Consider the following 19959-nt stretch of genomic DNA (forward strand, 5'->3'; position numbering starts at 1 on the left):
AGCAAAATCCCCAACAAGTTTCTACGCCGGAGCACACAGCTTCCTACAAAACACCATTAATCTTGATGTTTCCAGAAATATAAACCGTTTCAATATTGCCTTCGGGGAGAGTTCAGATTTGAACAATATCAGATCAAAGCTGGTGATGAAGCTTCTTATGCCCAGTATGATGTCAACGGTAATATCGCCACCGAAGGTTCAACAGTGCTTGGTGCAGGCGGATCTCAGTCCTTTATCGGGTTTTCTCCGGATAATGCACTGAAAAAGGACAGGCATTCCACAGCGGTATATGCAGATGTCTCCTATGATCTGGATAAAAAGTTAAACATTGATGCGGCTGCAAGATTTGAAAACTATTCAGATTTCGGAAATACATTGAATGGAAAGCTTGCTGTACGATATGAATTTGTAAAAAATTATGCAGTAAGAGCAGCTGTGGGTACAGGATTCAGGGCTCCTTCCCTTCAGCAGCAGTATTTTAATAACTCCTATGCAGATATTTCTACTTCCGGCGAGAAAATTGTTACCAAAGGAATCTTTAGTAATGATAGCAAAGCCGCAGCAATTCTTGGATTTGATAAGCTCAGGCAGGAAACTTCAGTCAATGCAAGTGCCGGATTTACCCTGAAACCTTTAAACAATCTGACCATCACTATAGATGGATACTGGATCAAAGTGAAAGACAGAATTGTGATCACCAGTAATATTACCGACACAAGGCTAGATCAGTTTAAGGTTGAAAGCGGAAGATTTTTCGCCAATGCCATTGATACAGAAACAAAAGGGGTAGATGTAGTGGTCACCTATGACTGGATTCTTGGCAACGGAAAATTAAATATGAATCTTGCCGGAAATTATACGGAGACAAAAATCACAGATTTCCATTTTCCGGAAAATTTAGGAACGCCTCAGGAACAGTTTTTTGGCCCGGATCAGATCAATATCATTGAAACACTGTCTCCCAAAACAAAAGCTTCATTAGGATTAAATTACGGAATCGGGAAGTTCAATTTTCTCGTAAGAAATACCTATTTTGGCAAAGTCATAAGAGATGGCTATCCGTTTGGAGAAGTGCAGGAGTTCTCTCCAAAAGTCGTTACTGATATCAGTGTTGGATATGATATTACAAAAAGTATCAACTTTACAGCAGGTGCCAATAATATTTTTGATGTTTTCCCGGATCGCCAGATTTACAGAAATTCATACTATGGGGTATTCAAGTATGCGCCGGTGCAGATGGGAACGCTGGGGAATTATTTCTTCGGAAGACTTAATTTTAACTTTTAATCATTAAATGAGTACTACCTCACATCAGATTGGCTGGAAAACAGCTGCTGCAATTGTTGTTTCCAATATGATCGGAACAGGGATTTTTACCACCCTGGGATTTCAGCTATCCGATATTACCAACACCTACAGTATTTTCCTGCTGTGGATCATTGGAGGCATCCTGGCTCTGTTTGGTGCTTTTTGCTATGCAGAGTTAGGCTCACATTTCAAAGGAAACGGAGGCGACTTTATTTATCTGAAAGAAACCTATCATCCGTTATTCGGGTATCTTATAAGCTGGATTTCGCTGATTATCGGATTTTCCTCTCCTGTTGCTTTAGCTGCATTGGCTATGTCGAAATATCTTTCCGTATTTAATTATTCTTTCGGAAACGGGTTTGCGATTGCCGCCATTTTCTGATCGCGGTTACTTTGTCATTCAGTTTGAAAACATCCAGCCGGTTTCATAACTTTTTCACTTTTATTAAAATAGCTTTTATTATTGTACTGGTTATTCTGGGAGTGGGGCTTTCAGATTCACCACAGATCGGCAGCAGTTTGAATTTCAGTGACAGCTGGCAGGATGAGATCATGCTCCCTGCTTTTGCTACTTCGCTGGTATTTGTAACCTATTCCTATACAGGCTGGAATTCAGCTTCCTATATCGCAGGAGAAATTAAGGATGTTCAGAAAAACCTTCCCAAATCACTCATTATAGGAACTGTTTTTGTGACGGTAAGCTATATTCTGGTGAATTATATTATGCTGAAACATGCTCCCGTTGGCCAGTTGGCAGGAAAAGAAGACGTCATGGGAGAAGCAGCGGTCAATATGCTTGGTCCTGCTTTTGGAAAAATCGTTAACATTTTTATTGCTTTGCAGCTGATTGCAACGATAAGCGGATATTTATGGGTAGGGTCAAGATTAACCCAGGCTTTCGCGAAACATACCTCTATCTGGAAACCGCTATCAGTTGGAAATGCAAAAGGAATTCCGGTAAGAGCCATTTTTGCTCATGCTGTGATTGCTGCTGTTATTATTTTAACAGGAAGTTTCAAAGAGATCTTTGTTTACACTGCTTTTATTTTACAGCTTTTTGCAAGTCTGGCTATTTCTACTGTATTCTTCCTGAAGAAAAAGGACAGAAAAATCTTTAAATCGAATGCCTTCCACATTTTCCCGGCCGTTTTTCTGCTGTTCAGTATGTATATTCTCTATTTTACATTTATTCATAATCCTAAAGAAAGTCTTATAGGACTGGGAATTATCGCAGTAGGAATTGTTTTATATCTTGTTGACAGAAGACTTTCTAAAAGATACTAGAGCCGGTTTCTGCACCAGATAAGACCGGAATAAACAAATTTAGAATACACCCTTTTTGCCATTTTGCTCCCTTTATCCCTAAAGCTCAAAAATTTATGCTGATTCGGAATTTTAATTTTGAATTAATAATTCTTATCTTTGCACCCACAAAATTTCTACAATGTCTAAATCATTAATTCCAAAATTAGAAGCTATAAAACAAAGATATAATGAGGTTGCAGACCTTATTATACAGCCTGATGTCATTTCAGACCAAAAAAGATATTCTTCTTTAAACAAAGAATACAGTGATTTGGGGAAAATTGTAAGAGTTTACGATCAGTATAAAGGGGCTTTGGACAGTATCGCAGAATCTGAAGAAATCATTGCCGATGGTTCAGACAGAGACCTTGTAGATTTGGCTAAAGAAGAAAAGCTGGAAGCCCAGGCTAAAATTCCGGGACTGGAAGAAGAGCTGAAAGTATTACTGATTCCTAAAGATCCTGCTGATGATAAAAACGTTATCGTAGAATTACGTGCGGGAACCGGAGGTGATGAAGCGGCTATTTTTGTAGAAGACATCTACAGAATGTATACCATGTACTTCAAAGCCAAGGGATGGAGACATGAAGTAACAGATTCCAACGAAGCAGCAAAAGGATACAAGGAACTGATCATGAAAGTGGAAGGTGAAGGTGTTTACGGAATCATGAAATTCGAATCGGGAGTGCACCGTGTACAGCGTGTTCCTGAAACAGAATCTCAGGGAAGAGTACATACCTCTGCGATTACAGTAGCGGTTTTACCGGAAGCTGAAGAGGTAGATGTAGAGATCAACCCTGCTGATATTGAAATGCAGACTTCACGTTCAGGAGGTGCCGGAGGTCAGAACGTAAACAAGGTTGAAACGAAAGTTCAGCTTACCCACAAACCTTCAGGGCTTGTAGTAGTTTGCCAGCAGGCCCGTTCTCAGCTGGCTAACCGTGAGCTGGCAATGGAAATGCTTCGTGCCAAGTTATATGATATCAAACTTCAGGAAGTTCAGGGAGATATTGCAGCTCAGAGAAAAACTATGGTATCTACAGGAGACCGTTCTGCAAAAATTAAAACGTACAACTATCCTCAGGGAAGAGTAACAGACCACAGAATCAACAAGTCTATGTACAACCTTGATGCTTACATGAATGGTGATATTTCTGAAATGATTGATGCGGTAATCATGGCAGAAAATGCAGAGAAAATGAAAGGGGAAGAAGAAAATTATTAAAAATTATAATAGATAAGCAAAGCCTCTGATCCTTCAGGGGCTTTGTTTTTAATACCAAAACATAAATATAAACTATGAAAAATTACAAAATTATTTTGTTGTTGCTGCTTACGATGATCGGGCAGAATGTGTTTGCCCAGACGGAAGTAAAGAAACCAAAAGAAGCTTTTGAATTGTTCTTCGGAACTTTTGTCAACAATGATGAAGCAGCTTTGAATAAGCTTAATGACTATCTGAAGCCTACCGTTGAAGGGCAGAATGCTTACCAGGTAGATTTTAAAGAAACTTCCAAAGAAATGATGAACGGCAGTGTGGAGAATTTCCTTGCTGCTTTCCCCAAAGCTACCGCTGCGGCTTGCAAAAAAGAGGCAGAAGACTATTTCACTGCCATGTTTGGGAATTTTAAAACCGGAAAGCTGACGGTTAAAAATGTAAAAGTAGTCCCGAATGAATATCTCAAAGACGAAAAAATAGCAGAAATAAGTTATTCCGTGAGTTTCCTTGTTCCGTCAAAATTAACATCAGGACCAAAAGGTGACCTCAATAAAATAAAACCGGAAGAACTGAAAAAATATTTGATTCAGGCAACTCAGGACTTCAAAAATGCGGATAAAACTGTAACTACTGAGCAGAATTTTAATCTTTACGAATTGAAGGAAGGCGGTAAAATATACTATTGGAACGGCAGCCCGGATGAGATTGTTACCAACCTCACCGATTTCTATTTTGAAAGCTTCGGAGCAAACGAATAGTAGAAAAACACAGTTATAAATAAAAAAAGTCCCGTCTGAAGGGACTTTTTTTATTTCATATACTTTACGTATTTTTGAGAAAACCGTTCAGTATGAATTTTAAACCTATATTGCTAACTGCTGGAGTATTGTTTTCAGCATCTTTTTATTCTCAGAAAATGAATTATCCTAAAGCATTAAAAGGAAGCCAGACAGATACCTATTTCGGAACCGCTGTTTCTGACCCTTTCAGAGATCTGGAAAATGATTCTGAAGCTACTAAAAAATGGGTAGATGAAGAAGTTGCCTACAGCCAGAATTACCTTTCTAAAATTCCGTTCAGGGAAAAAATTAAAAATCAGCTGAAAGATATCTGGAATTACGAAAAAATTTCAGCCCCTTTCAAAGAAGGAGATTATACCTATTATTATAAAAATGATGGTTTGCAGGCTCAGTCTGTGCTGTACAGAACCCATAACAAAACCAATGCTACAGAAGTATTTTTAGATCCCAATAAATTTTCGGAAAAAGGAACCACTTCTCTTTCCAATCTTTCTTTCAATAAAAAAGGAAATCTTGCGGCTTATTCCATTTCAGAAGGAGGAAGTGACTGGAATAAGATTATTATCATTGATGCAGTTACCAAAAAACAGATTGATGAAACATTGCTGGATGTGAAATTCAGTGGGATTTCTTGGCAGGGAGATGAAGGGTTCTATTACTCAAGTTATGACAAACCAAAAGAAGGAACCGTACTTTCCGGAATGACAGATAAACATAAGGTGTTCTTCCATAAGCTGGGGACAAAACAGTCTGAAGATAAATTAATTTTCGGAGGTGATAAAACACCAAGAAGATATCTGAGCGCAGGAGTTTCTGAAGATCAGCGGTATCTTATCATTTCTGCTGCTAATGCTACCAATGGCAACGAACTGTATATTAAAGACCTGAAAAAAGGAGGAGATTTTGTACAGGTTGTAAGCGGATTTGATATCAACGCAAGCATTGTAGATACACAAGGTGATGATCTTTTTATTTTTACCGATAAAGATGCTCCGAATATGCGTCTGGTAAAAACTACGATAAGCAACCCTGCTCCGTCAACATGGAAAGATGTGATTCCGCAGACTGAAAATGTATTGGGAATTTCTTCCGGGGGAGGGTATTTCTTTGCAACCTATATGATTGATGCAATAGACCAGGTGAAGCAATTTGATAAAACCGGAAAACTGATCAGAGAAATTACACTTCCCGGTAAAGGCAATGTTTCAGGGTTTGGAGGAAAAGAAAAAGAGAAAGATGTTTACTTTTCTTTCAGTAATTATATTACACCGGGAACCACTTATAAATTCAATGTAGACTCAGGAAAATCAGAAGTGTATCAAAAGCCTAAAGTGAAGTTTAATCCGGACGATTATGTTTCAGAACAGGTATTCTACACCTCAAAAGACGGTACAAAAGTTCCTATGATGATCAATTATAAAAAAGGAACTAAACTTGACGGTAAAAATCCTACTATCTTATACTCTTACGGAGGTTTTAACATCAGTTTACAGCCTTCATTCTCTGTAGTAAATGCGATCTGGATGGAAAATGGTGGTATCTATGCCGTTCCAAACATCCGCGGAGGAGGTGAGTATGGTAAGAAATGGCATGATGCCGGAACAAAACAACAGAAGAAAAATGTTTTTGAAGATTTCATCGCTGCCGGAGAATACCTTCAGAATAAAGGGTACACCTCAAAACAATATATGGCACTTTCAGGAAGATCAAACGGAGGATTGCTGGTAGGGGCAACCATGACAATGCGTCCGGATCTGGCCAGAGTAGCCTTCCCTGGAGTAGGCGTTTTGGATATGCTGAGATATAATAAATTTACGGCCGGAGCAGGCTGGTCTTACGATTATGGTACTGCAGAAGACAGTAAAGAAATGTTTGAATACCTTAAATCATATTCTCCGGTACATAATGTAAAAGCAGGAACTTGTTATCCATCAACAATGATTATTACTAGTGATCATGATGACAGGGTAGTGCCGGCGCATTCCTTCAAATTCGGAGCCGAGCTTCAGGAAAAACAGGCATGTAAAAATCCTATTTTGCTGAGGATTGAAAAGAACGCAGGTCATGGAGCAGGAAGATCAACAGATCAGGTAATCAGTGAAAATGCAGATCTTATATCATTTGCTTTGTATGAAATGGGAATAATGAAATAGATTTTTTACAAGTATTCCAATAAAAAGGCCGGGCATTTGCCCGGCCTTTTTTATTTCACTAAACAGAAGAAAAACAGAAGGTTAACAGAAGTTTCATGTTTCGTTCAAAAAAATTAACTTTACGGGGACAAAAATAATTGGAATGCGAAAGACAATTTCTGTGAAAAAACCGGATTTTGGTGTATCACCTCAGGAAAAAGAGATTTACAACTTTGAAAAAGACGGGCTTGAACTCAAATCATCCTATGAGAAAAAAGATGTAAAAGATGAATCATTAACACAGACTTCTCCGGGAATTGAACCTTACCTGAGAGGACCGTATTCTACGATGTATGTACAGAAACCGTGGACAATCCGCCAGTATGCAGGATTTTCTACCGCTGAAGAGTCCAACGCTTTTTACAGAAGAAACCTTGCTGCAGGTCAGAAAGGACTTTCAGTAGCATTTGACCTAGCAACGCACAGAGGATACGACTCTGATCACTCAAGAGTCGTAGGAGACGTAGGAAAGGCAGGTGTTGCCATAGATTCTGTGGAAGATATGAAAATCCTTTTCAATGAAATTCCGTTAGATCAGATTTCAGTATCCATGACCATGAACGGTGCCGTGCTCCCTATCTTGTCTTTCTACATTGTAGCCGCAGAAGAGCAGGGCGTAAAACAGGAACAGCTTTCAGGAACCATTCAGAATGATATTCTAAAGGAATTCATGGTAAGAAATACCTACATCTATCCGCCGGCTCCTTCCATGAAGATCATTGCAGATATTTTTGAATATACTTCGCAAAACATTCCAAAATTCAATTCTATCTCTATTTCCGGTTACCATATGCAGGAAGCCGGAGCCACTCCCGTCCTGGAAATGGCTTACACATTGGCAGACGGCCTTGAATATGTAAGAACAGGAATCAAAGCAGGAATGAATGTTGATGATTTCGCGCCAAGGTTATCATTCTTCTGGGCCATCGGGATGAATCATTTCATGGAAATTGCTAAAATGCGTGCCGCAAGATACATCTGGGCAACGCTTTTAAAACAGTTTAACCCTCAGAATCCGAAATCTCTGGCATTGAGAACCCATTCTCAAACTTCCGGATGGTCCCTGACAGAACAGGAACCTTTTAATAATATCACAAGAACAGCTATTGAAGCCTTGTCTTCAGCATTAGGAGGAACGCAGTCTCTCCACACCAATGCCCTGGATGAAGCCATTGCCCTTCCCACAGATTATTCAGCAAAATTGCAAGAAACACACAGATCATTCTTCAGCAGGAAAGCGGAATATGTGATGTTGTAGATCCGATGGGAGGAAGCAATCTTGTAGAAAGCCTTACCCAGCAGATGATTGAAGAAGCGATGAGGTATATTGATGAGGTAGAACAGGAAGGAGGAATGACCAAAGCCATCGAAGCCGGAATTCCAAAAATGAGAATTGAGGAAGCTGCTGCCAAAAAACAAGCTAAGATCGACAGTGGTGAAGAATTCATCATTGGTGTGAATTCATTCAAATCTTCATTAAAACAGGACCAGATAGAAATCCTGGACATTGATAATACAGAAGTCCGCAGAAAACAGATCGAAAGGCTGAATACTATTAAAGCAGAAAGAAATACCCAGGCTGTTGAGCAGATCCTGAATGAAATCCGCGAAAGCGCCAAAACAGGAAAAGGAAACCTTCTGGCATTATGCATCGAAGCGGCGAGAAGAAGAGTTACCCTTGGTGAAATGAGTGATGCCATGGAAGAAACCTTTGGAAGATATAAAGCAAATATTAAAACAATCTCTGGTGTATACGCAATGAATGCCGGTAAAAATGAATACTTTGAAAAAGCGCTTCAACTGACTCAGAAATTTGAAGAAGAAGAAGGACGACGCCCAAGGCTAATGGTTGCCAAAATGGGTCAGGATGGCCACGACAGAGGTGCAAAAGTAGTAGCAACAGCATTTGCCGATATGGGATTTGACGTCGATGTCGCTCCACTATTCCAGACACCGGAAGAAGTCGCTAAACAGGCCGTGGAAAATGATATTCACATTCTAGGAGTCTCTTCATTGGCCGCAGGACACAAAACATTAGTTCCGCAAGTTGTGGAAGAATTGGCTAAACTGGGAGCAGACGATATTACCATCGTTGTAGGAGGAGTAATCCCGCAACAGGACTATGAATTTCTGTATGCCAACGGTGCAGACTTTATTTTCGGACCCGGAACCAATCTTCCGAAATGTGCCGTGGAAATTCTGAAAAGATTTCTAAATTAATCCCTTGTAAAGAATAACTTGCATGGCTTTTGTATAGTTTAATGAAAAATTTCATTATGGCTTATACAGTAGTTTCAGTATTTCCGGTGACTGTAGATACAGAGGAAATTAAAAAAGGATTAAAACAAAAAGGCTTTGACGAAGCAAACATTATTATTTCAAAGTCCAGAGTAGAAAGTGGAATGTCTGATCAGTACCAGGAAGATAAACAGACACAGGATTTTTTGACTATGTTTTCGCTCACGATGCGGAAATGTTGGACGCTTACCGCAAGCACAGTGTAGGCAGAAGCAATGTTATCGTTTATACCGATGATCTTGAACAGGCAAAAACAGCCAAAGAAGTATTAAATGAATATGGTGCTCTTGAAGTTTATCGCAGACCTTCGGAAAGTAAAGACAGCATTCCGGATGGTATGACTGAGCATGAATATAATGGAATCATTGCCAAAGCAAGACATGACATCTACTTTCTCGGATCAGAAAGAGTCTATCATTCCAATCAGGTAAAAGGAATGGATGACGAAATGGATAGTTTAGGCTCAAAAGATTAATTTTCACGATAAATTATAAGGCTGGTTATTTTTTAATCAGCTTTTTTACTAAAATAATTTTGATTATCAGAAAAATTTATATATTTGCACCTGAAAATCAAGTTTAACCAATAAAAGACAACGAAGCAATGTTCAGAACTAAACAGAATTCTACAGTTGGATTGCCACTTATGGTGGTAAGGCTTCGTGGTTTGGTACATTCTTAGAATAACAGTACAATGAAATATCAAAACCCGAAGTCGTAGAGATTTCGGGTTTTTTATTGCGCAATATTTCAAACTCCCGGGTTTACCCGAAATCTTTTTAGTGTCATTACAGACGAATCAGGTGAATTATATCATCATACTGTAATCGTCTATTATTAATCCATTCAACTAATGTTTTAGTTGATTATAAGCTGTGTGAGATAATTAGCTTAATGCAAAATCTCGTATCAGACTTCTGTAAACAATGGAAAATGATAACTTTCTGTTTTCCAGGCTGAGAAGCATAAGAAGCAGAAAAAGAACAATTAGAAAAGATGTAGAAAAACAGATCAGAAAAAAATATCAACGTAGTAAAGAACTTTGGGAAATCAGACGAAATATCCCATGGATTCCTTTGGATAAACCTTATCAAAGAGGATTTGTAAGATTCTTTGTAGTAAGGGAAGATGTAATGAGATCCCAATACGGAGAGTTCTTTGAAGGAATTCTGAAGAAAATCAATACATACATGTATTCTGAAAGCAGAAAATTTCTTAAAAAGAAAAGAAAATCCGGAAGAAGAATCTATGTGGAAAGAGAACAGAAGCTCAATAGAGTTTCAGCATATGCCTGGAATGATCCTAAATTCGGACTTACACCAATGGAGAGACAGTATTTTTTGCAAAAGGAAGAATACTGTCCTATAAGGAAGAAGTATGAGATTTACTACGAATTCATTGAACCATGGAGGTTTATCCTTAGAATAAAACCCAATATGATTACCCATTATAAGCCTGTAGATTTCGAACTTGAAAAAGAATATGCAGAGCTGGAGTCCTATTTGAGACAGCATAAGGTTGCCGGGATTATCCATAAAACAATATATGGAAAGCCTAATTCATGGAAGATGAAATACAAATCTGATCAAAATGAAAGTACAAAATATTTTCACTACAAAATGTCTGCAACAGAGATTGCAGAAAGCTTACAGGACGTATAAGTCCGACTGTTATTTAAAACAAAAACAATGGGAAATTTAAAACTAAAAGGAAAAGATATATTAAAACTGGGCTATCCAAATAACCAAAGCGTAAACGTAGCATTGGAAGTCATGAAAAGAAATTTTGCAACCAAAAATATTCACCATGTAAAATCTCTTTTAAAGGAAATCCTGCTGAATCCGGAGAGCTTTGAAAAAGATCTCACCTTCGGGCAAATTGCAGAAACCCTGCTTTCATCCAAAAAAACTGAAAAGAGAATGCTGAATTCACAGCGTGCCCCGTTTCAGATTTTTGGAAACAATATTTCGGAAGAGGCAAAAAATCAGTTGTACACTGCTTTGAAACTGCCAATTTCTACTCAGGGCGCATTAATGCCGGATGCCCACAGTGGTTATGGTCTTCCGATAGGAGGCGTTCTTGCAGCAGAAAATGCAGTAATCCCTTACGGAGTTGGAATGGACATTGGCTGCAGAATGAGTCTCAGTATTTTGGATACACCCGTTTCATATCTTGAAGGAGCAAGGGATAAATATGAAAAAGCGCTTGCTGAGCATACCAAATTCGGAATGTATGAAACACATAAATCTCATATAGATCATGAGATTTTCGACAGGGATACATTTGATATGATCCCGATCTTAAGAAGATTAAAAGGAAAAGCGGTCAAACAGATGGGATCCTCAGGCGGCGGAAATCACTTTGTAGAATTCGGGGAAGTGGAAATCACTGAAGAATACGAACAAATTGGCCTGCCAAAAGGAAAATATCTGGGGATTCTTTCTCACAGCGGCTCAAGAGGATTGGGAGCAGAGATTGCCCAATATTACTCAAGAATGGCTGCAGAACAGTGCCCGTTGCCAAAAGAAGCTCAACACTTCGCCTGGCTTGATCTGAGCACCCATCTGGGACTGGAATACTGGACAGCTATGAATCTTGCAGGAGATTATGCTTCAGCCTGCCATGACGATATTCACAGAAGGCTCGTTAAAGCGGTTGGTGGAAGAGTAAAGGCCAGGATTGAGAACCATCACAATTTTGCATGGAAAGAAATCCATAATGGAAAAGAAGTGATTGTTCACCGCAAAGGAGCAACGCCTGCCAACGAAAATGAATTGGGAATGATTCCGGGATCCATGACAGCGAAAGGCTTTATTGTGCGTGGAAAAGGAAACGCGGAATCCCTGAATTCAGCATCACATGGAGCAGGAAGAGCATATTCCAGAGGAGAGTGCAGAAGCCTTTTTACCCAGCATGATATCAAAAAAGAGCTGAAGCTGAAAAATGTCACCCTGATGGGCGGAAATGCAGAAGAAGCACCAATGGCCTATAAAGATATCAATGAAGTGATGAATGCACAGAGCGGACTGGTAGATATCCTGGGAACTTTCCAGCCGCGAATCGTGAGAATGGATAGGTAGTCAGCCTGATATTTTACAACCTTACAGGTTTCAAAAATCTGTAAGGTTTAATAAAGAAATACTTAAAACAAAAGAATGGGAGCACCACATAACATAAAAAGATACGGTGAAGTCTGGCCGGAATTCAGAATCCGGTCCGGACTCGAAATTTTAGATAAATTAAAAGATAAAGTCATTATATCAGGCGGCTGGGCATGGCATTTTATGTCTGAAACAGGACATACAGAATATAAGCATGCTCATGACCATAAGGATATTGATGTTTTTGTAAAAAAAGAAAATGTAGCAGATGTTGTTATCATCCTTAAGCAGGAAGGCTTTCAGAAAGTCTGGACCCGGTATGATCATCTGCCCAGTGAAGAGAACTTCCGCAGGTATGAAAAAACGGTAGAGCTTGAAAATGATACATTCCACAGAATTACCATAGACTTCTTTGAAAGAAATGATCTTGAAACCATAGAGGTTAATGGTTTTACCGTTGTGAGTCCTGATATTTTACTTTCATTTTACAGAAATATCCACTCCAGTGACAAGTGCTGGGCAGTGATGGCTGCAAAAGATTTATTACAAAAGGGAACAGATCCTGTTGGACACCCTTTATTAAGCAAAATGCCTGTATAAAAATGGAAAAATTAATACAGATCACTTCAGGAAGAGGTCCTTTGGAATGTCAGTGGGTAGCCGCCAAGGTTCTGAAGACCTTTCTTGAAGAGGCCAAACAAAATACAATAGAATACGAAATCATTCATCGTGAAAACGGTGATGAAAATCTGACATTAAAATCTGTGACTATCCTTTTGAAAGGAAAAGAGATGAATCTTTTCTTAAAGAACTGGTTGGGAACTGTTTGCTGGACAGGAAAAAGTACATTCAGAAAACTGCATAAAAGAAGTAACTGGTTTATCGGGATCTTTGAACTTGATGATGTAAAAATGATTGAGTTCAATGAAAAAGATATCCGGTTTCAGACAGTGAGAAGCCAGGGGAGCGGAGGACAAAATGTAAACAAGGTAAATACCGCTGTGCGAGCCACGCATATTCCTACTAATGAAACGGTCTTTGTACAGGATTCCCGCTCGCAGCTGGAGAACAAAAAGCGATCCGTTATCAGACTTAAAGAAAAGGTAATGGCCGTTTATATCCGGCAGCTGGAAAGAAAGATGAAAGATACATGGTCCCTTCAGATGCAGGTAGAACGCGGAAATCCGGTCCGTACATTTTCCGGGACGGATTTTAAAAAGAATTATGAAGACAGGACATTCAAAAAACAAAGGAATGTCTTGAAAAATGAACTCAAAAACTATAGAAATGACCTTAACTAAAAGTAAATATTATTTTGAAGCATTAGACTACTTTCCATTCAATCTTTCTGAATGTATGGATGCACTGAACTATGCATTATCTTACGAGCCTGAAGATGCTGACAGTCTCTGTCTGATGGGAAGAGTATATTCCGAAGAATTAAAAGATTATGAAACGGCAAAGAAGTACTTTGATGAAGCCATGCAGAATAACATCGGGAATATCAATACGCCTAAATATTATATCGAATGCCTCTTGAATAACGAAGATTATAAAGAAGCTGAAAAGCTGATCGCATTTGCTATGAAAATAAAAGGAATTGACAAATCAGAAATTCTGAACTGTCTCTCGCTTTTACAGGAAAGAAATTTTGAGTATAAGCAGGCTTTGGGAACTCTTAAAGAAGCTAAAAAATTTGCTTACAGCAGGGCAGCGCTTGAAACAATTGAAGAAAGAGAAAAATTGGTCAAAGGAAAAGTAACACGGTCGAGAACAGTAAAGAAGACAAAATAATCGGCCGGACTTCATACTAAAAAAATAAGCTTTCATTAGAAAGCTTATTTTTTATTGACAGAAATCAGGTAATCATATACCATTTGATGTTGCTCATCCGTCAGCTTGGCTTTTGGAGCCATTCTGCTTAACGTATTGATCCATCCTTTGTCATCATGCTTGGTAGGTTCCGGCAGCTTATGACATTTTGCACAGGAATTTTCAAAAATTGTTTTTCCCTGTGCCAATTGCTCAGATGAGGTATACTTAGGCCCTGTTACAGCCACGCTTTTTGGTCCGCAAGACACCAGAAATGCTGATGCTGCAATACCGGTTAAGATGAATTTTTTCATACTATTTTTGTTTGATGATTACTTCTTCACAGAAACAATATAATCATAGACCCATTGATGCTGTTCATCCGTCAGTTTAGCTTTGGGAGCCATAGAATTCATGATTCCTACCCATTGTACAGGGTTATGTGAAGCAGGATCCGGTAGTTTATGGCATCTTCCGCAGGAATTTTCAAAAATAGTTTTCCCCTGAGCGATCTGTTCGGCAGTAGATGTTGAAGCGCCTGCAGTAGCAGTGGATGTAGCAGCTTTCGGCGTACAGGAAACCAGCAGAATAGCAGTTAACGAAGCCGCAGCAATAAGTTTTTTCATGTTTCTTTTTTGATATATAACAAATGTAATAAATTCCTTAAGCCGTTGATATAGGGCTTTGTAGTTTTAATTTAGAAGAAATAAAAATTAAATGATAGAGAATTGTCCGTATCAGATCAGGCAATTTATGCCTTTTGTCCCGTCATTATGAGGCAGCTATTGATCATTCCCATTTTAATTATTAATTTTGAATCAATGAAATTTTCTACAGAAGAGCTAATAGAAGGAATACGATCAGGAAACAAACGCCTGATTGCAAAAGCTATTACATTGGTTGAAAGTAAAAAAGCTGAACACAGGCTACAGGCAGAGGAGCTGCTGAAGAAGATTATGCCCTTTACCGGAAACTCTGTGAGGGTAGGAGTAACCGGTGTTCCGGGAGCCGGAAAATCCACTTTTATAGAAAATTTCGGAAGATTGGTTATTGCTCAGGGAAAAAAAGTAGCGGTTTTGGCTATTGATCCCAGTTCGGCAATCAACAAAGGAAGTATTTTAGGGATAAAACCAGAATGGAAGAGCTTGCCAAAGAAGAAAAGGCCTTCATACGTCCTTCCCCAAGCTCAGGCTTTCTGGGCGGAGTAGCCAATACTACCTTTGAAACCATGATGATCTGCGAGGCCGCAGGATATGATTATATTTTAATAGAAACCGTTGGAGTAGGGCAGTCAGAAGTATTGGTAGCTGATATTACCGATGTTTTTTTATTCCTTAAAATCATTGGAGGCGGAGACGAGCTCCAGGGTATAAAAAGAGGAATTATGGAAATGGTAGATCTTATCTTTATCAATAAGGTGGATCAGGACAATCTTCAGAAAGCAAAAAATACAAGACTTGAATTAAAAAGAGCGCTCGATTTTATTCCGCCTAAAGAAAAAGGATGGAAAATCCCTGTTTTGTTAGGTTCTGCCCTCCACAATGAAGGATTGCAGGAAGTCTATGATAAAATCTTTGAATTTATTGATCTGAAAAAGAAGAGCGGCCGTTTTGAAGAAATCCGTGTTCAGCAGGCTGAAAAGCGATTCGAATATTGGGTGCAGGAATATATTTTATCACTCATGAAAAAAAGCAATGCCATAGAAGAAGCTTACCATATGCACAAAAAAATGCTTCAGCAATGGTTTCCAATCCAAGTACTGAAGCAAAATTATTTGTTGAAAAATTTTTATCTGACGAAAACAGAAACTAAGGTTTGCCTTTTTCCTGTTTAACCTCAGTTTTAGAAATGTAGCCGTCATAACTAATCGGCTGTCTGTCATTACTTCTCATAGAAACGAAAGCTTTACCGTTTTTAAAGATCTCAATATTGATTTCATCAACGGTTCTTACGTCTTTCGGCTTGAACTTTAAAGTCCATTTTCCCTTTTTATTCTGAGTTTTAGTTACTGTAAAATCTTTTGAAGTAAATCGGTAGCTGTTATCACTTGTATTTCCATAAGTTGGATTAAACAGTCTTCCGAAATAAGGCAGAACTACATCAAGCGTATTTTTACTGACATCAATGGTATAATCCCCATTCAGATTAATTATTCTGGTTGCAGTGGCATTAGGCATTGAATTCATGACATTGATAACATCATAATTGGTAGGATTAGCTCTTTGTGCATAGAAAGTAAACTCCTGGGAATCTACCAAAGCGCTCACCGTTTTCGGATCTGAAGCTCCTTGTGATGCACAGCTCTGAAGAGAAACAGAAATCCAAAAATCATCAGTAAGGAAATATACTTTTTCATAATGAGATAATTATTAAATTTAAACAGCAAAATGTATGCAAATATATTCTTTCCAAAATATTTTGGAATAAAAATTGTTAAGGTTGAATTATTAACACTCAAACTATGAAAGTTACACATCTATTTGGAATAGGAGCTATTGCTCTGTCGGCTGTTGCCTGTACTACAAACCCGATTACAGGAAGGTCTTCTTTACAGCTGGCCAACAATTCGGAAATTTTAACAATGTCTTCGCAGGAATACAGAACGACATTGTCTAAAGGTAAGGTAATTACCGGTACGGCAGATGCAAAGAGAGTGGTAAATGTAGGAAACAGAATTAAAAGTGCAGCAGAAAGATATTATCAGAGTATAGGAAGATCAGCAGATCTTGCCAACTACAACTGGGAATTTAATCTGTTGCAGAGCAACGAGCTGAATGCCTGGTGTATGCCTGGCGGTAAAGTAGCGGTTTATACCGGAATATTACCGATAACAAAAGACGATAACGGTCTTGCAGTGGTAATGGGACATGAGGTTTCCCACGCACTGGCAGGTCACGGAAATGAAAGAATTTCTCAGGCAATGGTAGCTCAGTACGGAGGTGCTATCCTGGGAGGAACCATCTCCAATGCACAATGGGCCAGTGTTTTCCAGAAGGTATATCCTATCGGTTCACAAGTGGCTTTACTGAAATATGGAAGAGGGCAGGAATCTGAAGCAGATGAAATGGGGCTTTATCTGATGTCTATGGCCGGATATGACCCGAGAGCAGCCATTCCTTTCTGGAACAGAATGGAAGCAGCTTCTTCAGGAGCAAGACAGCCTGAATTCTTATCTACCCACCCAAGCCCGGAAACAAGAATTTCAGATATCAATAAAGATCTTCCGAAAGCTTTGGAATATTATAAGGCTGCGGGAGGAAAATTATAATTAGAATTTTAATCTTGAGTAAGGCCTTATTAAATTTTTAGTAAATTTGGTAAGGCTTTTTTATATAACCACCTAAACACAATATTATGAAGAGTTTATCAATTACCGGACTTATACTTTTGGCTGTTTCCGCATTACTTTTCTATTTAACAACCGATTTTGCCGTAGAGCAGATAAAAATTTCCCACATTATGGGAATGATGGCTGGTGTCGGTATCGGGCTTATCATCGGGGGAATGGTTGGATATGTAAGTAAGGGAAGCGCTATTAAAGCGGAACAGAAGAAAAAAGAATTCAAGCAGCTGCAGAAAGACAAAGAAGAGCTTGAAAAACAGGCTGCAGAAATTGCAAAACGCCAGGCTGAACTCGAAGAACAAAATAAAAACCCTCAAATATAAAATCTGAGGGTTTAAAGTTGTTATTTTCGATATCAAATTAAAATTTATATCCTAAACCTACCATAAACAGATTAGGTCTGTTGTCATATCTGATTTCCGAACCGGAAACCTTGTTGATAAAATTTCTCTGATCTTTACTGAAAGCACCTTCGTATCTTGCATTTACAATAAGCTTTTTGATTTCAAGCTGCGCACCAAACTGGTATCCTACTGTAAAGTCATTCTTGGCATTTTCTTTAAAATCGTTGTAAGTATTGTCTTTATTCAGGTTAAAACTTCCAACAGGTCCTGCAAAAACGCCCAGCATATTTCCCAGAAGATTATACCCTAAAAGAACCGGAACGTCAATACGGTTGCTTTTTACATCAAAAGTAGTATTCTCCGTAGTAAATTCATTTTTGAAATGAGTATAATAGATTTCCGGCATCACGAACAGCGAAGTAGGAAGACCCACTTTTAATGAAAGTCCCACATTAAATCCTACATTATTTTTACCTGTTCCTTCAATCGCATCATTCACTGTTCCTTTGATATTGGACCATGAAGGAGACCCTGTAGGAAAAATTAAGTTAGCTTTACCTGCCAGTGAAATCTGTGCAGATGCCCACATTGAAAACCCTAATAACGCTATACTAAGTACCTTTTTCATTATCGTCTATTTTTGTATTTGTCGTTTCAATCGTTTTATTATTCTCAAGTAAATATTCTCTCAGTTCCTTAAACAGTTCTGAAGAATAAACGAAGTCAATCAGATTTTTATTGCCTGCGGTAATCAGAATGTCTTTGTTGCCTTCCCATTCTTTGATTCCCAGTCTTAGATATACAATTTTCTCGCCAATCGTCATTACAGAGTTCATATCGTGGGTATTGACGATGGTTGTGGTGTTGTATTCTTTTGTGATCTCGTAAAGAAGATCATCTATTACTTTTGAAGTATAGGGATCAAGTCCGGAATTGGGTTCATCACAGAACAGATATTTGGGATTGTTTACAATAGCTCTTGCAATAGCAACCCTTTTCTGCATTCCCCCTGAAATTTCAGAAGGGTATTTCTTTTCAGCTTTATCAAGATGTACCCTTCCTATTACTTCAAAAACCCTTTTCTTTTTCTCTCTGTAGGTAAGATTGGTAAACATGTCAAGAGGAAACATAATGTTTTCTTCAACAGTTAAAGAGTCAAATAATGCACTCCCCTGGAACACGGTCCCGATTTCTGAACGAAGGTGCTGTTTTTCATCTCTTGTCATGGTATTGATATCCTTTCCGTCAAACAGGATTTCTCCTGATGAAGGCATATATACATTCAATAAACTTTTAAGAAAAACAGTTTTTCCTGAGCCACTCTGCCCGATGATCAGGTTTACCTTTCCTTTATCAAATGAAGTTGAAATTCCCTTAAGTACTTCAACGTCTCCAAAACTTTTCTTAAGATCTTTTACCTCAATCATCAGCTTAATATTAATTGGGTTAAAATTAATTCGGAAATGATAATGAATACCATTGTCCACACTACCGCCTGCGTACTGGCTCTACCTACTTCCAGCGATCCCCCTTTTACATTATATCCGAAATAGGAAGGTACAGTGGCAATGATGAAGGCAAAAACAGTCGTTTTGATAAATGCATAATAAATGAACAGATTGGGCATATACATTTGAATTCCCACAATATAGTCGTTCTCGGTCCAGTTTCCTGTTAAGATTCCGGCAATATATCCTCCTCCGATACCAAATACGATACTGATGGCAATTAGAAGGGGTTAAAGAGAACACAAGCAACGATTTTGGGGAAAATCAAAAAATTTGGTGAGTTCACACCCATGATATCCAGGGCATCAATCTGTTCGGAAACCCTCATCGTCCCGATACTGGATGCAATATAGGAACCTACCTTACCTGCCAGAATGAGACTGATAATGGTTGGCGAAAACTCCAGTACCAATACTGCTTTTGTAGCATATCCTACAAATGAAGTAGGAATAGGAAATGATGAAGCGTCAAAGTTATTGAACATTTGAATGGCCACTACAGCCCCCACAAATATTGATGTGAAGACTACAAGCCCGAAAGAATTTACTCCCAAATCATTAATTTCTCTCATGAACAGCTTCCAGAAAACCCTCATTTTCTGAGGTTTCTGCAGGGATTTTCCTAAGAGGATAATGTATTCCCCTACCGCTGTGAAAAACTTTTTTAACATACTGCTAAATTAGACTTTTTTATTTAATTGGGCTAGAGTCAGGGATAAGACTGAAGCCTG

Annotated in this window: 20 protein-coding genes and 3 pseudogenes; 17 read left to right on the plus strand and 6 right to left on the minus strand. The window is 38.6% G+C overall.

Annotated elements, in window-relative coordinates:
- The first annotated feature begins 183 nt into the window (after positions 1-183).
- The 14 genes and pseudogenes from OWR28_RS24775 (at position 184) to OWR28_RS24840 (ending at position 14016) form a co-directional block, all read left to right on the plus strand.
- Positions 184-1287 carry a TonB-dependent receptor domain-containing protein gene (locus tag OWR28_RS24775; RefSeq protein WP_332389007.1) on the plus strand — a complete coding sequence of 368 codons (1104 nt, stop codon included), beginning with the start codon at positions 184-186 and terminating at the stop codon, positions 1285-1287.
- 7 nt (positions 1288-1294) lie between these two features.
- Positions 1295-1690 (plus strand): amino acid permease, encoded by a 396-nt coding sequence (locus tag OWR28_RS24780; RefSeq protein WP_332388922.1) that lies wholly within the window; start codon positions 1295-1297, stop codon positions 1688-1690.
- A 23-nt stretch (positions 1691-1713) separates the two neighbouring features.
- Positions 1714-2592, plus strand: coding sequence for an amino acid permease (locus OWR28_RS24785; protein ID WP_332388923.1), 879 nt, complete (start codon positions 1714-1716; stop codon positions 2590-2592).
- A 160-nt stretch (positions 2593-2752) separates the two neighbouring features.
- Positions 2753-3838, plus strand: a complete 1086-nt coding sequence (gene prfA, locus OWR28_RS24790; protein WP_002983952.1) for a peptide chain release factor 1 — start codon at positions 2753-2755, stop codon at positions 3836-3838.
- Between the two features lie 74 nt (positions 3839-3912).
- Positions 3913-4590, plus strand: coding sequence for a hypothetical protein (locus OWR28_RS24795; protein WP_332388924.1), 678 nt, complete (start codon positions 3913-3915; stop codon positions 4588-4590).
- A 92-nt stretch (positions 4591-4682) separates the two neighbouring features.
- The gene (locus OWR28_RS24800) at positions 4683-6785 is read left to right on the plus strand and encodes a prolyl oligopeptidase family serine peptidase (protein WP_433988018.1); all 2103 of its coding nucleotides are present in this window, start codon (positions 4683-4685) and stop codon (positions 6783-6785) included.
- Positions 6786-6927: 142 nt separating this feature from the next.
- Positions 6928-9044 (plus strand): annotated as a pseudogene (gene scpA, locus OWR28_RS24805) (methylmalonyl-CoA mutase).
- 56 nt (positions 9045-9100) lie between these two features.
- Entirely contained in the window at positions 9101-9328 is a 228-nt protein-coding gene (locus OWR28_RS24810; RefSeq protein ID WP_332388926.1) for a hypothetical protein, read from the plus strand.
- Entirely contained in the window at positions 9298-9597 is a 300-nt protein-coding gene (locus OWR28_RS24815) for a hypothetical protein (RefSeq protein WP_332388927.1), read from the plus strand. Before OWR28_RS24810 ends, OWR28_RS24815 begins: the two co-directional genes overlap by 31 nt.
- 450 nt (positions 9598-10047) lie before the next feature.
- Positions 10048-10782 (plus strand): hypothetical protein, encoded by a 735-nt coding sequence (locus OWR28_RS24820; protein ID WP_332388928.1) that lies wholly within the window; start codon positions 10048-10050, stop codon positions 10780-10782.
- Positions 10783-10809: 27 nt separating this feature from the next.
- Entirely contained in the window at positions 10810-12201 is a 1392-nt protein-coding gene (locus OWR28_RS24825) for an RtcB family protein (RefSeq protein WP_332388929.1), read from the plus strand.
- A gap of 75 nt (positions 12202-12276) precedes the next feature.
- Positions 12277-12822: a hypothetical protein gene (locus OWR28_RS24830; RefSeq protein ID WP_332388930.1), complete on the plus strand. Its 546-nt coding sequence runs from the start codon at positions 12277-12279 to the stop codon at positions 12820-12822.
- 2 nt (positions 12823-12824) lie between these two features.
- On the plus strand, positions 12825-13523 hold the full coding sequence (gene prfH / locus OWR28_RS24835) for a peptide chain release factor H (RefSeq protein ID WP_332388931.1): 699 nt from the start codon (positions 12825-12827) through the stop codon (positions 13521-13523).
- A complete protein-coding gene (locus OWR28_RS24840; RefSeq protein ID WP_332388932.1) occupies positions 13510-14016 on the plus strand; it encodes a hypothetical protein in 507 nt (168 codons plus the stop codon). Before prfH ends, OWR28_RS24840 begins: the two co-directional genes overlap by 14 nt.
- Positions 14017-14060: 44 nt before the next feature.
- On the opposite strand, the gene OWR28_RS24845 is transcribed toward OWR28_RS24840, so the two are convergent.
- Both OWR28_RS24845 and OWR28_RS24850 read right to left on the minus strand, forming a co-directional pair.
- Positions 14061-14348, minus strand: coding sequence for a cytochrome C (locus tag OWR28_RS24845; protein ID WP_332388933.1), 288 nt, complete (start codon positions 14346-14348; stop codon positions 14061-14063).
- A gap of 18 nt (positions 14349-14366) precedes the next feature.
- Positions 14367-14660: a cytochrome c gene (locus OWR28_RS24850; protein WP_332388934.1), complete on the minus strand. Its 294-nt coding sequence runs from the start codon at positions 14658-14660 to the stop codon at positions 14367-14369.
- A 195-nt stretch (positions 14661-14855) separates the two neighbouring features.
- On the opposite strand from OWR28_RS24850, the pseudogene meaB reads away from it, so the two are divergent.
- A pseudogene (gene meaB / locus OWR28_RS24855) lies at positions 14856-15868 on the plus strand (methylmalonyl Co-A mutase-associated GTPase MeaB).
- Here meaB and OWR28_RS24860 read toward each other — a convergent pair.
- Positions 15843-16301, minus strand: a complete 459-nt coding sequence (locus OWR28_RS24860) for a DUF4251 domain-containing protein (protein WP_332388935.1) — start codon at positions 16299-16301, stop codon at positions 15843-15845. The pseudogene meaB and the gene OWR28_RS24860 sit on opposite strands and share 26 nt — an antisense overlap.
- A gap of 194 nt (positions 16302-16495) precedes the next feature.
- On the opposite strand from OWR28_RS24860, the gene OWR28_RS24865 reads away from it, so the two are divergent.
- Both OWR28_RS24865 and OWR28_RS24870 read left to right on the plus strand, forming a co-directional pair.
- The gene (locus OWR28_RS24865; RefSeq protein WP_332388936.1) at positions 16496-17302 is read left to right on the plus strand and encodes a M48 family metallopeptidase; all 807 of its coding nucleotides are present in this window, start codon (positions 16496-16498) and stop codon (positions 17300-17302) included.
- A gap of 86 nt (positions 17303-17388) precedes the next feature.
- On the plus strand, positions 17389-17700 hold the full coding sequence (locus OWR28_RS24870; protein WP_332388937.1) for a hypothetical protein: 312 nt from the start codon (positions 17389-17391) through the stop codon (positions 17698-17700).
- 37 nt (positions 17701-17737) lie between these two features.
- Here the strand turns inward: OWR28_RS24870 and OWR28_RS24875 are convergent, their stop codons facing one another.
- The 3 genes and pseudogenes from OWR28_RS24875 to OWR28_RS24885 form a co-directional block, all read right to left on the minus strand.
- Complete coding sequence (locus OWR28_RS24875) at positions 17738-18349, minus strand: outer membrane beta-barrel protein (protein ID WP_332388938.1); 612 nt, start codon at positions 18347-18349, stop codon at positions 17738-17740.
- Entirely contained in the window at positions 18333-19148 is an 816-nt protein-coding gene (locus tag OWR28_RS24880) for an ABC transporter ATP-binding protein (RefSeq protein ID WP_002983922.1), read from the minus strand. The genes OWR28_RS24875 and OWR28_RS24880 overlap by 17 nt, the downstream gene beginning before the upstream one ends.
- Positions 19148-19899: pseudogene (locus OWR28_RS24885) on the minus strand (MlaE family ABC transporter permease). The gene OWR28_RS24880 and the pseudogene OWR28_RS24885 overlap by 1 nt, the downstream one beginning before the upstream one ends.
- Positions 19900-19959: the final 60 nt, after the last annotated feature.

The organism is Chryseobacterium sp. 1B4, assembly GCF_036631475.1.
Lineage (GTDB): Bacteria > Bacteroidota > Bacteroidia > Flavobacteriales > Weeksellaceae > Chryseobacterium.